The sequence below is a fragment of the Nannocystis bainbridge genome, from assembly GCF_028368995.1.
Classification (GTDB): Bacteria; Myxococcota_A; Polyangia; order Nannocystales; family Nannocystaceae; genus Nannocystis; species Nannocystis bainbridge.
In genome coordinates this window covers 315,813-329,289 of record NZ_JAQNDL010000005.1, presented here as the reverse complement: position 1 = coordinate 329,289, position 13,477 = coordinate 315,813, and the positions used below count along the sequence as shown (strand labels likewise).

Genomic DNA, 13,477 nt, shown 5'->3' with positions numbered 1-13,477 from the left:
TGACAGGCGCCCTCCGGTTCGGACTTCGACGCGAGCCGGCTCGCGGACGCTTGTGCTACGTTGCGGGCCCGATGAACGCCGAGTCGGCAGGCGCGCACCTCGAAGCATGTCCGTTCTGCGGGGCGGACCACGACGAGGCGACGCTGCGCTGTCCGGCCACGGACATGGTTCTGCCGTTCGAGGGCCGGATCCTGGCGGGCAAGTTTCGCCTCGTCAGCGAGCTCGGCCGCGGCGGCATGGGAGCAGTGTGGCGGGCCAAGAACGTGCACGTCGACCGCGACGTGGCGCTCAAGCTGATCCTGCCGGAGGTGTCGAAGAACCGCGAGATCGTGGCCCGCTTCCAGAACGAGGCGCGGGTGGCGGCGCGCATCGGGCACCCGGGGATCTGCGACATCCTCGACCTCGAGACGAGCGCGCTCGGGCCGGTCATCGTGATGGAGCTGCTGCGCGGGGAGAACCTCGGCCAGCGGCTCGAGAGCGGGGGCAAGCTGACGCCGCCGGCCGCGGTCGCGCTGATCCGCGAGGCCCTCGACGCGCTCGACGCGGCCCACCGCGCCGGCATCATCCACCGCGACCTCAAGCCCGAGAACCTGTTCATCCATCAGCCCGAGACCGGCCCCACGGTGCTCAAGCTGATGGACTTCGGGATCTCCAAGTTCATCGACCGCGACGGGGCCCTGACCGGCAGCGGCGTGATGATGGGGACGCCGGAGTACATGGCGCCCGAGCAGATCAACGGGGCCGTGTTCGCCGACGCCCGCACCGACATCTGGGCCATCGGCGCGGTGCTCTACAAGGCGCTCACCGGCGTCGACCCGTTCACCGGGGCCACGGTGCCGGCGACGCTGCTGGCGGTGATCTCCGCCGAGCCCGAGCCGATCGACCTGCGCCAGCGGGTCCCGCCCGCGCTGTCGGCGGTGATCTTGCGCTGCCTGGCCAAAAAGCCAGATGACCGCTACCAGTCGGCCAGGGAGCTGTCCGACGCGCTGCAGCCGTTCGAGAGCCCGGCCACGGTCACCCACGCGACGGTGTTCGCGCCGACGATCGCGCTGCAGCGGCCGCCGTCGCTGACGCCGACGCACTGGTCGACGCGGCTGATGGGCCTGCTGGTGCTCGGGGCCGCCGGCTTCGCGGCGTGGTGGTTCCTCGGTCGCGGCCCCGACGCGCCGCCGATCGAGCTGCCGACGCTGGTCACCGAGGCGCTCCGCAGCGCCGACCCGAGCCCGAGCGCCGGGACCGATCCTTCCGCGGGCGGCCAGGTGGCGACGCCGCCGACGCAGCCGGTGGTCGTTCCGCCTGTCCCTGAGGACAGGGTCGAAGCGCCAGGCGCGAGCGCGACCTCCGGCGAGGCCGGGGCGCCCGCAGGCGCGACGGGCGGGACGCCGACCCCGGCGAGCCCGCCGGCCGCGCCGCCGCCGCTGATCGTGTCCGGCGAGCTGGTGACGCCGGCGGTCCTCGGCAAGACCGGCAACCAGCACTGGGCCAAGGAGTACTGCGCGACCCTCGGCAAGAACAACTACCTCGACATCAGTCGGTGGAAGCTGGCCAACCCGAACGAGGCCAAGAGCTTCGCCAAGGTCGCGGGCGTCAAGGCCGGCGGTTACTGGACCACCGCGGCCCACCGCGGCCGCGCGCTGGTGGTGTGGCTGCCGAAGGGCAGCCAGACCTCGGTGAAGCTGACGACCAAGGCGGCGCGGCCGCTGTGCGTGGCGCCGAAGCCGTGACGCTCACAGCGAACGCGGGTGGCGGAGCGGCATCAGGGCCAGCAGGCGATCGTCGCGCAGCAGCATGGCGAGCCACACGATCGCGCCGAACACCACGGTGAACCCGAACGACGAGCCGTGGATGACGTGGGTCGCCGTGGCGCCGCCGAGGTAACCGGTGAGCAGGACGGCGCCGAGCACGGCGGTGCGGGGCAGGGCGAACAGGACGGCGCAGGTGGCCTCGAGCGCGCCGAGGGCCACGAGCGTCTCGGGCGGGAACCCGAGCTCGGCCGAGGCGGTGACGACCGCCTCGGGCTGGACGAACTTGCCGACGGCGTCGGCGAGGAGGAACAGCACCGGCAAGGCGCTGAGGATGCGGCCGGCGCGGGCGCGCTTGTGAGAGGAGGAGGTGGGCATGATCGATCTCCGGATTCGAAGGGGGTAGGGAGCCAATGCGGTGTGAACAGGCAATGGTGGCAGTCGCGATTCAGGCGTCGTCCGGGCCGAACATCTGCCGGATCTCGCATTCGCCGGTGTAGGCGCCGCCGAGCACGCGGGTGTGCACCTGCATGAAGCGCCGGCCGAGCTCGACCGCCTCCTCCTTGGTGCTCGCCTTCACGATCGCAAACCCGCCGACGACCTCCTTGGCCTCGGCGAACGGGCCGTCGGTCACGGTCAGCTCGCCGCCCGCGGCGCGGATCCGGGTGCCCATCGCCATCGGGGCGAGGCCGGCGGTGTCGAGCAGCACGCCGGCCCGCCGGGTCTCGGCGATGAACTCGCTCATCTCGGCCATCAGCTCGGGGCTCGGGGGGGCGCCACGCTCGTCAGCCTTGACCATCATCATGAATCGCATGTCGGTACCCTTTCGTCGTGAGAGGCCCGGTCGCAGCGGCGCGCCCGGCCTTCAGGACCACGTCGAACGAGGCCGAGCCGGATCGACACGGCGGCGGATCTTTTTTGAACGTTTTTGCCAAGTGGCGAGGATGATTGACGGAACGCTCCTCGGCGCCGGCCGCGGGTCGCGCTTCGATCTGTCCCGAAGGCCAGGTCGTGCGCGGGACCGCGGCTTGTCGCCGCCGGTGAACCGGGCGATCCTCGGCGCCGCATGAGTGCCCCGCCCCAGCCGTCTCCCGGGTCCGCGCTGTTCGACGCCATCCAGCGCGGCGATCTCGCGGCCGCGGTCGCCCAGGTGCAGGCCGAGCCGGCGCTGGCGGGGGCCCGCGATCCGTCGCTGGGCAGCACGCCGCTGATCTTCGCCGCCCACCGCGGGCAGCAGCCGGTGGTCGCCGCGCTGCTGCAGGCCGGCGCCGACGTGCACGCGCGCGAGGCGGCCAGCGACACCACGGCGCTGCACTGGGCGGCCGAGATGGGAGTGCCCGCGGTCGCCGAGCTGCTGCTGGCCCACGGCGCCGCGCTCGAGACGCGCGACGGGTGGTTCGCGCTCACGCCGCTGGGCTGGTCCGTCGTGGTCCGCTGGGCGCCGCAGGGCCATCAGGATCGGCCAGCGGTGGCGCGGCTGCTGCGGGCCGCCGGCGCCCGCGAAGACATCTTCACCGCGCTGCCGTCCGGGCTCGACGCGATCCGGGCGGCCGTGGCGGCCGACCCCGGCGCGGTGCATCAGCGCATGGGCTTCGTGTCGGCGGGCATGACGGCGCTGCACCTGGCGGTCGCGCGCGGGCTCAAGAACTCGCTGACGCTGCTGGTCGAGCTCGGGGCCGAGCTGCACGCGGCCACCGACGACGGCCTCACGCCGCTGGCGCTGGCGATGGCGCGCGGCGACGCGGCCCAGATCGCGCTGCTGCGCGGGCTCGGGGCGGGCGACGACGTGGCGACGGCGCTGGTCACCGGCGACCTGGCGACGATGGCCGCGCGCCTGCAGGCCGGGCCGCAGCCGCCGGCGCTGCTGGCCTCGTGGTTGGCGCTGGCGGCCAAGAACGGCCGACCCGAGGTGGTCGAGGTGCTGGTGCGCGCCGGCGTCGAGATCGACGCGCGTACGCGCCGGCTGCTCGCCGAGACGCCCGCCGAGGTGACGGCCCTGCACCTGGCGGCGCGCGAGGGCCACACGGCCGCGGTCCTCGCATTGCTGGCCGCCGGCGCCGCGGTCGACGGCCTCGCCGGCCCCGGCCTGCCGACGCCCCTGCACGTGGCCGCCGGCCACGGCCACGCGGAGGTGGTGCGCGCGCTGGTCGACCACGGCGCCGCGGTCGACGCCCGCGAGGCGATCTACGGGGCGACGCCGCGCGAGTGGGCCGAGTTCAACGGGCAAGACGAGGTGGCGGCGCTGCTGGCTGGCGCTCCGGGCATGTCCTGAAGGGCATGCGCAAGAGGGCATGTTCGAGGGGGCATGCCCGATCGGACATGCTCATTCGGACATAATGAGCCGCGCAGGTCGAGCGCATGCGGGCCGATGCTCGTCCGCGCTCCGCCGCGGTGCTTGGCGCGCAAGCGGCCTCGCTCGACCGCCGTATCTCTCGCTCAGCCGCCGTACTTGGCGACGCACGCGGCCTTGCTCAGCCTGGCGGCCCGGATCGTCCCGCCCGCCAGGCGTTCGCTCTCGGGGTCGAGGTAGACCCGCGAGCCGCTGGCGCCGGCGCAGGCGACGTGCACGTTGAACACGAACGCGTCGTCGGTCTCGGCCTCGAACCAGTGGACGTTGTCGCGGTGGTCGGACACGCTCGAGCTATCGCCGGGGGCGAACGCGCGGTCGATGGTCGGGCGGAGCACGAAGTGATCGGCGTGGCTCTCGAGCCGGTCGTAGTGGCGGCCGCGCCAGCGCCCCGCGAGCACGATGAAGGCGGTGCACAGGTCGTCGTGGCCGTGGGGGACGATCGCGCGGCCGCGGCGGCAGGCGAACACCCGCCGGCCGAAGCCGAGACGCGTCGGAGCGCCGGCCAGGGCCGCAAAATCGACCTCGCAGCTGCCGGCCCCGGTCGCCGGCACGGCCATGCGGGCCCTCAGGGCCTCGAGGTCGATCGCCGCGTGGAGGTCGGACAGCTCGACGCGGCCGCACAGATCATCGAGCAGCCCCTGGTACTCGCGCGCGCCGAGCTGCCGCCCGCGCAGGGCCCGGGTCATCTCCGCCAGCTCGCGCAGCCAGGCGCCGAGCGCCGGCCGCACCGACGCCGCGAGCACGCCGGGCGAGACCAGCAGCTGCGCCAGGCCGGCGGTGGCGAGCACGGCGAGGGCCTGGCTGGAGAGCGCGCGACGGGTGATGGCCATGCGAGTCCGGCCGCGAGTATAGCCGCTGCGCGCGTGGTCGCGGGTCATGCCTGGCGCCCGTTCCTCGCCCCGAAGGCCCGCTCAATCCATATCGCGCGCTTCCACGTCGCCGATCCGTTCACCGGTCCGCAGGTCGACCCACGCGTGGGCCTCGCCCGCATGGACGACGCCTCGAAGGTTCGCGCAATCACAGAGTGGAGCGCGCTCGCCAAAAGGGTCGCTCCTGTCGGGCGCATCCCACGGGATCGATCGCGTCTCGATCACGCCCGGGGCGAGCGGCCAGCGCTGCACTTCCAGGGAGCGCGGACCCCTTTCCTTGTGCTGGCGAAGTCGAACCAGCACGACCTCGTGGGACGCAAAGCCCGCGTCATCCCATTCGCCGAGCGATGTAGTGGCGTCCGCGGCACGCAGCGCGATCTCGCCTTCGCTCGTTCGGACCAGCTTTACGCCGTTCGACCGCGCGAAGACCTCTTCGCCGAGGGGCAGCCGTGCCAGGTCTTCGCGTGCGTACGCGCTGCGGCCCAGCACGACGAGCTCCTCGTGCATCGACACGCGCGTCCAGGGATCGATGGACCCGACTTCCACCCTGGCCCGAGCTGGTCCGAGCAGCTCCAGCGTGTACGCGCCACCCGCCCCGGCGCGCACGAGCGCCACCGTCTCGCCATCGTTCGCCACCGCGAGCTGCGCCGCGGGCAGGTCTATCTCTTGACCGAGCATCGCCGCCATCAGCTTCTCCTCGGGCGATCTGTTCGCCTCGAGCAGCACGCGTGCGGTCAGCGTCTGCGTCGACCACACGACGACGCGGTCCGACTCCGTCGCAATGGCGGCCTGCTCTCCATTCTCGCTCAGCGCAATCGCACAGACGGCGTCGCCCTGGGCAGGCCGCCACGTGCCGTGCACCTGCAGGGACGCGTTCACCAGGAGCACCTCCGTGCGCGACGCGAGCAGCGACCTGCCGGCGGAGAACGCACCGTGAACGAGGCGTCCGCGCATGTCCCGCTGGCTCGACGAACTACCGCTCTGCACGCCGCGGACTCTAACTCCGCCGAGAGAGCCATGTCGAGGAGAAGCGGCGACGGCAGCCGATCACGTCGGTCGACCTGTTCTTGTGGGCAGGTCAAAAGTGGAGCCCGGACGCCGCGGGGGAGCAAACCTTCGCGATGAAATCCGCCTCCGACCGCGTGTCGAGTCTCGGCGACAGTCGGCCCGGGCGCGCGACGCGACGAAGCGCGGAGCGATGTTCGGCCCGCATGCTCGGCAACGACGCGTAGCGTCGCTGCGCTAGCGACGATGGGCTGCATCGACACGAGCATCGCTCGCAGCGGTGCTGCGGCCGCCAGGGGTTTTGGGCCGACAATGGGGCAGGTTGGGCCACTCGTGGGTCGCGCTGGCGGCGGCGTGATCTGGTCGACGGTTCGCGTCGCGTGGTCGACAAACCTCGTTCATAGCAATCGCTGATGTCGCGGTCGCTCACCCATCATTTTTTAAGAGAGATGACGATCGCTGTCGCATCGTGTCTCACCTTGTTCGCATGTCCGGCGAATGAGGGCAGGGGCCCGGGCGACGCGGACGACGCGAGCACCGACCTGCCCATCGACGGCACCACCGGCGGCGGCGACGAGGACTCGTTCGCGCCGGTCCCTGGCGGCCTGCGACGCCTCCTGCGCCATCAATACGTCGGCTCGATCCGCTACTTGCTCGGCGACGAGGCGGCGGCCGCGGCTGCGCCCCCCGAGGATTATCCGCTGCACGGGTTCGACGCCATCGGCGCGGCGGAGCTGGCGCTACAGGCGAGCGCCATCGAACAATGCGAGGCCTCCGCGCGAGCGGTCGCTCTGGCCGCCGTCGCCGATCGCGAGCGGCTCGCCAGCTTCGTCCCGTGCGTCCATGATGCCACCGCCGATTCGCCCTGTTACGCCGCCGTGGCGGCCGATTTCGGGCGCCTGGCCTGGCGGCGGCCGCTGACTGACGGCGAGGTCGCGGCGCTCGTGCAGATCGCCGAGGACGGCCGCGCCTGGGGTGATTCGTTCGCTGTCGGCCTCGAATACGAATTGATGGCGCTGCTGCAATCGCCGCACTTCATCTATTTGTTCGAGCTCGGCGAGCCCGACTCCGACGCCCCGGCGCGGCGGCGGCTCACGGGGCTCGAGCTGGCCGCGCGCATGTCGTTCTTCTTGCTCGGACGCACCCCGGACGCCGCCTTGCTGGCCGCCGCCGAGGCCGGCGAGCTCGAGACCGAGGCCCAGGTGCGGGCCGCGGCCGCGGCGATGCTGAAGCAACCGGAGGCGCGGACCACCCTCACCAAATTTTACAGCGAGCTGCTGCTGCTGCGCGACCTGCCGACCCTGGCCAAGAGCGCCGACCTGTTCCCGGAGTTCTCGCCCGCGCTGGCCGGGTCGATGGCGCAGGAGACCCTGCATCTGCTCGACGCGATCGTATGGCAGGAGGACGGCGACATCCGCCGGTTCTTCGACAGCGACACCACCTTCGTCGACGCCGCGCTGGCCGGGCTCTACGGGCTGCCGGCGCCCGACGGGCCGGGCTTTCACCGCGTCGCCTCGCCGGCGGCGCAGGGCCGCGCCGGCTTGCTCGGCCACGCCAGCTTCCTGGCTCGCTTCGCCCACCCTGGCCTGACCTCGCCGACCCGCCGCGGTCAGTTCATTCGCACCCGCCTGCTGTGCGACATCATCTTGCCGCCGCCGCCCGGCGTCGACACTCACTTGCCGGCCGCCGACCCAAATAAGCCGGAGACCATGAAGCAGCGGCTGCAGCGGCACCTGACCGACCAGAGCTGCGCCAGCTGTCACCGCGGCATGGACCCGCTCGGCCTCACCCTCGAGCACTACGACGCCCTCGGCCGCTTCCGCACCGAGGATCAGGGGCTCGCCATCGACGTCGAAGCCAGCACCGACGACCTCGGCCGGTTCGCCGGCGCGCGCGAGCTGGCGGCCCTGCTGGTCGACGATCGGCGGGCTGCGGCCTGCGTGATCAAGAACTTCGTGCGCGGCGGCCTCGGCCACCTCGAGACCTTCGGCGAGCTGCCCGCGCTGGATGTCCTCGAGGACAGGTTCGTCGCCAGCGGCCACCGCGTCCAGAGCCTGCTCGTCGACCTCGTCGCCAGCCCGCTGTTCCGCGCGGTCGCGGACCCTCGATAGGAGCCCGTCATGACTCGTCGTCCCCTCGCTCGTCGCACCTTCCTGCGCGGCGCGGCCCAGGCCGTGGTCGCCCTGCCGCTGCTCGAGGCCATGCTCGACGCGCACGGCACCGCGCTCGCCGACGCCACGCCGCTGCCGACTCGCTTCATGACGTGGTTCTTCGGCAACGGCGTGCTGCTGCCGCGCTTCGAGCCGAGCGCGACCGGCCCCGATTATCCGCTGAGCGAGCAGTTGGCCCCGCTCGCCGACGTGCGCGACTACGTGACCGTGCTGACCGGCCTGCAGAACCGCTGCGAGCAGATCATCACCCACCACGAGGGCATGACGGCCTTCAACGGGCACACGATGGTCGAGATCGACGGCCTGTTCTCGAAGGCGGGCGGGCCGACGATCGACCAGCGCATCGCCGCGGTCGTCGGCGAACGCACCCCGATCGCCTCGGTGCACCTCGGGATCTCCAAGCACGTCAGCATCATGGACTCGGGCACGACCATGTTCGCGCTGTCGCACAAGGGCCCGAACGAGCCGCAGTACCCCCGCTACAGCCCGCAGGAGGTGTGGACCGAGCTGTTCGGCGCGTTCGTGCCGCGGCCCGACGACCGCGCGCTGCGGACCAGCATCCTCGACGCGGTCCGCGACGACGTCGCGCGCCTGCGCGGCCGCCTCGGCAAGCACGACAACCAGCGGCTCGACGCCCACCTCGATGGCGTGGCCGCGCTCGAGAAGAAGATCACCGCCGCCGCGCCGCTGTGCAGCCTGCCGGGAGTGCCGGGCCAGGCCAACGTCGACGTCGACGGGGTCGAGCCGATCACCGCCGTCAACGACGTGATGGCCGACCTGCTGGTCTACGCGTTCGCCTGCGACATCACCCGCGTGGCCACCTGCATGTTCATCGGCGGCGCCGCCGAGACGGTGTTCGCCGAGCTCGGGCAGACGGCGGGTCACCACTTCCACACCCACGACGCCGGCGCGCAGGACCTGGTCCACGACGGCGTGGTCTACATCATGGAGCGCTTCGCCGACCTGCTGCGCAAGTTCAAGGCGTGGGAGGACATCGACGGCACCAACCTGCTCGACTCGTCGATCGTCTATTGCAGCTCGGACTGCGCCGAGGGCATCTCGCATACCATCGCCCGCCAGCCGATCGTGCTCGCGGGCCACGGCCGCGGGCAACTGGTGTACCCCGGGATCCACCACCAGGTGACGCCGTACCCGTACAGCGACGGCAACATGTCCGACGTGCTGCTGACGTGCCTGCGAGCGTTCGACCCCTCAGCGGCGTCGGTCGGCGGCGGGGCGGCGGGGTCGACGACGCCGCTGGGCGTGATCGCCGGCAAGGCGTTCGCGGGCTGAACCGGCGCGCGCGATGGTGAGCGGGTGAACGACGCTATCGCGCCCGGAACTGTGTTGATGGGCGATTTTGCTCTTCAGCGACAGTTTGGTCGCGAATGGAGCTCAGGTAACCTTCAAACTTGTGCCAAACATGAACTCGAATTTGTTGGTCAAGAACCTCGGCGGAAGTTCCTGGCGAAGGTGTAGCTGTGGCTCTTGGCTTCAGCACTGGAAAAATGCGACAGGATCGAGACGAGTGTCTTGCGCAGTATTAGGGTGCAGCAACGAGGCGACAGTTGGCGCACATGTACAAATCGTCGATCGTCGTAGCGGGCAAGGCAAATATATCGCTCCATTATGTCGAGCATGCAATATTCATCATAATTGTGATGAAATGTGGCTCGACCGACGGATCGAGGTGGTGTCGGCTAATACGCAACTGATGGGATGCTATCTTCTGTAACGTGGGCAGGCTGGGGGGGTCAATCGGCTCGTCGGTCCCATCGACCCGGCTCAGCCGCCCGTCAGGCGGTCGCGCTGGGCCAGCGCCGGGAACCACTTCATCCACAGCAGCACGCACACCAGCGTGCCGACCCCGCCGAACACGATCGACGGTACCAGGCCCATCCACGCCGCGGTGACGCCGGAGCGGAACTCCCCGAGCTGGTTCGAGGCGCCGATGAACAGGTAGTTCACGGCGTTGACGCGGCCGCGGTAGATGTCGGGGGTCTCGAGCTGGACCAGCGACGAGCGGATGACCACGCTCAGCATGTCGGCCGCGCCGAGCACCAGCAGGGCGACCAGCGACAGCGCCAGCGACTCCGAGACGCCGAGCACGATCGTCGCCAGGCCGAACACCGCCACGCCGGCGAACATCACGTGGCCGGCGCGGCGCTCGATCGGTCGCCGGGCCAGCCAGAACGAGATCGCCAGCGCGCCGACGGCCGGGGCCGAGCGCATGAAGCCGAGGCCGATCGGGCCGGTGTGCACGAGGTCGCGGGCGATGATCGGCAGGATCGCCGTGGCGCCGCCGAGCAGCACCGCGAACAGATCGAGCGAGATGGCGCCGAGCACCACCGGCTGGCTGCGGATGTAGCGGATGCCGGCGAACACCGAGCCGGCCTCGGGGTCGGGCGAGACGGCGATCGCCGGCGCCTGCGGGCGGCGGATGACGCCGAGCAGCGTGACCGAGGCGGCGAACAGCGCGGCGCCGACGGCGTACACCGCCCCGGCCCCGGCGAGGTAGAGGAAGCCGCCGAGCGCGGGGCCGAGGATCACCGCCGATTGCGTGGCCGCGCTGGTGGCACTGACGGCCTGCGGCAGCTCGGCCGGGGTCACCAGCGCGGGCAACAGGGCCGACAGCGACGGGGCGGCGAACGCCTTGCCGATCCCGAGCACGAACACGCCGACGAAGATGCCGGTGACGTCGAGCCAGCCCTGCCAGCAGCCGAGCGCCAGCGCCAGCGACACCAGGCCCTCGAGCACGTGACCGATCTGGACCACGCGCCGGCGATCGAACCTGTCGGCGACCTGGCCCGCGACGAGCACCAGCAGCACCGCCGGCATGAAGCCCGCGAGGCCGACGTAGCCGAGCGCGAGGGCGCTGTCGGTCAGCTCGTAGACCTGCCAGCCGACGGCGACGGCCAGCATCTGGAACGCCATCATCGAGCACAGGCGGACGCACCAGTAGAGGGCGACGTCGCGGTTGGCGAAGATCGAGGGGGACGCGGGGGCCGTCATGGCGAGGAGGCGCCGCGATGATCGGCCGTTTGCCGCCGGCGGGCACGCGAGAAAGCCGGCGGCGCCGCCGCGGCGAGGTGAGGGAGGCGAGCACGCGGAGGCGGCGCTCCCTCGCGCCGTCGCGGACAATCACCCGGCGCGCACGGCGAGTCCGACGCACGGCGCGGTCGCGCGTGCAGGTGCGGACTGCCGCGTGCGCAGGGACGCGGGGCAGGGCACGCCGCGTGGGCAGGGCAAGCCGCGTGGGCAGGGCACGCCGCGTGGGCAGGCCAGCGCGAGGGTCGGGCTGCCGGGCGCAGCGCGAGTGACGGCTGTCCGTCCTCGGCGAGCTCGGCCGTGCATTCGCCCCGCGCGCGCAGGCAGAGGTCGCGGTCGGGGGGTCCGCTCCGCGCGCGCATGACGAAAGGGACATGCCCGGTCGGGCATGTCCCTTCACGCATGTCCGAGAGGGCATGTCCTGCAGGACATGCCCCGAAGCTCAGCCCATCGCCGCGATCTCGTCGGCGGCGCGCTGGCCGGACTCGATCGCGCCCTGCATCCAGCCGGCCCACACCGAGGTGTGCTCGCCGGCGAAGGTGACGCGGCCCTCGGGCTTGCGGGTGGCGGCGACGATCCACCACTGGTCGGGCAGGATGTCGGTCCACGCGCCCTTGGCCCACGGGTCGTCGGACCAGCAGTAGTGGAAGAAGGCGACCTTCTCGGCGCGGATGTCGGGGAAGAACTTCTCGACCTCGGCGAGGCAGAACTCCTCGCGCTCGGCCGGGGCGACGCCGCAGTAGGCGTCGGCGTTGTGGTTCTGGGTGTACGACTGGATCACGCCCATCGTCGTGCCCTCGGGCTGGACGTCGCTGAGGTTCCAGATGCGCTCGGCCGGGCCGTCGGTCTTGGCGATCTTGAGGCCGCCGATGCCGTCCTTCTCCCAGAAGCGAGTCTTGGTCTGGATGTAGCCGCGGCCGGCGTTCATCAGGAACAGCTCCTTGATCGCCCGCGTCTTGTCGGCGGAGAAGGCCGGCTCGATGGTGACGTCGCGCAGGGTGGTGAAGGGGATCGCGCACACCAGGTAATCGGCAGACAGCGAGGCCTCGCCGTCGGGCCCGCTGAACGTGACCGTCACGCCGGCGTCGTCGTGCTCGATCTTGGTGACCTTGCTGCCGAGCTGGATGTTGGCGCGCCCGACCTCGTCAGCGAGCTTCTCGGTCAGCTGGTCGTTGCCGCCGCGGATGTGATAGGTCGCGCCCCAGTCCTTGTCGGCCACCTCGGCGCCCATCCACGCCAGCGTGCCGATGGTGCTGATCTCGGAGCCGTTGTCGGCGGCGTAGAGCTTGAGGTAGGCCTCGCTGGTGCCCTTCATGCGCAGGAAATCGGCGTAGACCATGCCGTCGTACTCTGCGACGATGCCCGGCTTGGGGAAGCCGTTGATGCGCGGGTCGCCGAACTCGGTGAAGGTCGCCGCGATCTCGCGGGTCCAGTAGTCGCCGAGGCCGAGGCCCTTCTCGTCGTCCGTGAGGCCGTCGACCGGCCACGGCTCGCCCTCGACGTGCAGGAAGGTCTTGCCGTCGATGTAGTAGAGCGGCGCGCCGTCCTTGTACTCGTCGAGCTCGAGGCCCAGCATCTCGCAGTACTCGAGGGTCCGCTCGTGCACGTCGGGGATCCGCACCGCGCCGATCTCGGCGAACTGGCCCTGCTCGAGGCCCTCGCGCAAGGTCCACACGCGGCCGCCGACGCGGTCGCGGCCCTCGAGCACGGTGACCTCGTAGCCGAGCTGCTGTAGCTCCCAGGCCGCAGAGAGGCCGGCGAGACCCGCTCCGAGCACGAGCACGCGCTTCTCGGCAGGGGCGGCTTGACCGCAGGCGGGGAGGGCATGGGCCGCGCCGGCCCACACGAAGAGGCCGGCCAGACGCCGACGGCTGATCCTTGGCTGCTGCATCGAGCCGGGACTGTACGCCGGTCACCGCGCCGCTGGAAGCCAGAGCCGCCGGGCTGCGCCCGCTTGTCAGCCCGCCAAGATCCTCTATGGTCCCCCATGTGAGTCACTCGGACCAACTGCGCCAGACCCTTACACATTTGCATCAGGAGCTCGAGACGGTGTCGACCGCCGATCCCGAGGTGCGCGGGATGTTGTCGCAGACGCTGCGCGAGATCGCCGACCGCCTCGAGGCCCATCACCGCGGCGAGCTGGCGACGCGGCCGGTGGCGACGCTCGCCGACGTCGAGACGGTCGATCAACTGCGCGCTTCGGCCCGGCAATTCGAGGTCGACCACCCGCAGGTCGCGACCGCGATCGAGTCGGTGGTCGACGCGCTGTCGCGCATGGGGATCTGAGGCCCC

11 protein-coding genes are annotated in these 13,477 nt (G+C 71.4%); 5 read left to right on the top strand and 6 right to left on the bottom strand.

The window, feature by feature from the left end; translation table 11 throughout:
• Positions 1 to 71 precede the first annotated feature (71 nt).
• Positions 72 to 1,724, top strand: a complete 1,653-nt coding sequence (locus POL25_RS41625; protein ID WP_272091998.1) for a serine/threonine-protein kinase — start codon at positions 72 to 74, stop codon at positions 1,722 to 1,724.
• A 3-nt stretch (positions 1,725 to 1,727) separates the two neighbouring features.
• Here the strand turns inward: POL25_RS41625 and POL25_RS41620 are convergent, their stop codons facing one another.
• Together POL25_RS41620 and POL25_RS41615 are read right to left on the bottom strand one after the other, a co-directional pair.
• Positions 1,728 to 2,120, bottom strand: a complete 393-nt coding sequence (locus POL25_RS41620) for a DoxX family protein (RefSeq protein ID WP_272091997.1) — start codon at positions 2,118 to 2,120, stop codon at positions 1,728 to 1,730.
• 70 nt (positions 2,121 to 2,190) lie between these two features.
• The gene (locus POL25_RS41615; RefSeq protein ID WP_373372149.1) at positions 2,191 to 2,556 is read right to left on the bottom strand and encodes a YciI family protein; all 366 of its coding nucleotides are present in this window, start codon (positions 2,554 to 2,556) and stop codon (positions 2,191 to 2,193) included.
• Between the two features lie 252 nt (positions 2,557 to 2,808).
• Between POL25_RS41615 and POL25_RS41610 the strand changes: the two genes are divergently transcribed.
• A complete protein-coding gene (locus POL25_RS41610; protein ID WP_272091995.1) occupies positions 2,809 to 4,014 on the top strand; it encodes an ankyrin repeat domain-containing protein in 1,206 nt (401 codons plus the stop codon).
• A 164-nt stretch (positions 4,015 to 4,178) separates the two neighbouring features.
• Here the strand turns inward: POL25_RS41610 and POL25_RS41605 are convergent, their stop codons facing one another.
• Entirely contained in the window at positions 4,179 to 4,922 is a 744-nt protein-coding gene (locus POL25_RS41605) for a cupin domain-containing protein (protein ID WP_272091994.1), read from the bottom strand.
• Between the two features lie 81 nt (positions 4,923 to 5,003).
• Complete coding sequence (locus POL25_RS41600) at positions 5,004 to 5,915, bottom strand: hypothetical protein (RefSeq protein ID WP_272091993.1); 912 nt, start codon at positions 5,913 to 5,915, stop codon at positions 5,004 to 5,006.
• A 500-nt stretch (positions 5,916 to 6,415) separates the two neighbouring features.
• Here POL25_RS41600 and POL25_RS41595 point away from each other — a divergent pair, with 500 nt between their 5' ends.
• The gene (locus tag POL25_RS41595) at positions 6,416 to 8,077 is read left to right on the top strand and encodes a DUF1592 domain-containing protein (protein WP_272091992.1); all 1,662 of its coding nucleotides are present in this window, start codon (positions 6,416 to 6,418) and stop codon (positions 8,075 to 8,077) included.
• A 9-nt stretch (positions 8,078 to 8,086) separates the two neighbouring features.
• The gene (locus tag POL25_RS41590) at positions 8,087 to 9,430 is read left to right on the top strand and encodes a DUF1552 domain-containing protein (RefSeq protein ID WP_272091991.1); all 1,344 of its coding nucleotides are present in this window, start codon (positions 8,087 to 8,089) and stop codon (positions 9,428 to 9,430) included.
• A gap of 492 nt (positions 9,431 to 9,922) precedes the next feature.
• Here POL25_RS41590 and POL25_RS41585 read toward each other — a convergent pair whose 3' ends face one another.
• Positions 9,923 to 11,149, bottom strand: coding sequence for an MFS transporter (locus POL25_RS41585; RefSeq protein WP_272091990.1), 1,227 nt, complete (start codon positions 11,147 to 11,149; stop codon positions 9,923 to 9,925).
• 478 nt (positions 11,150 to 11,627) lie between these two features.
• Positions 11,628 to 13,076 (bottom strand): flavin monoamine oxidase family protein, encoded by a 1,449-nt coding sequence (locus tag POL25_RS41580; protein WP_272091989.1) that lies wholly within the window; start codon positions 13,074 to 13,076, stop codon positions 11,628 to 11,630.
• 98 nt (positions 13,077 to 13,174) lie between these two features.
• Between POL25_RS41580 and POL25_RS41575 the strand changes: the two genes are divergently transcribed.
• On the top strand, positions 13,175 to 13,471 hold the full coding sequence (locus tag POL25_RS41575; protein WP_272091988.1) for a DUF4404 family protein: 297 nt from the start codon (positions 13,175 to 13,177) through the stop codon (positions 13,469 to 13,471).
• The last annotated feature ends 6 nt before the right edge of the window (positions 13,472 to 13,477 follow it).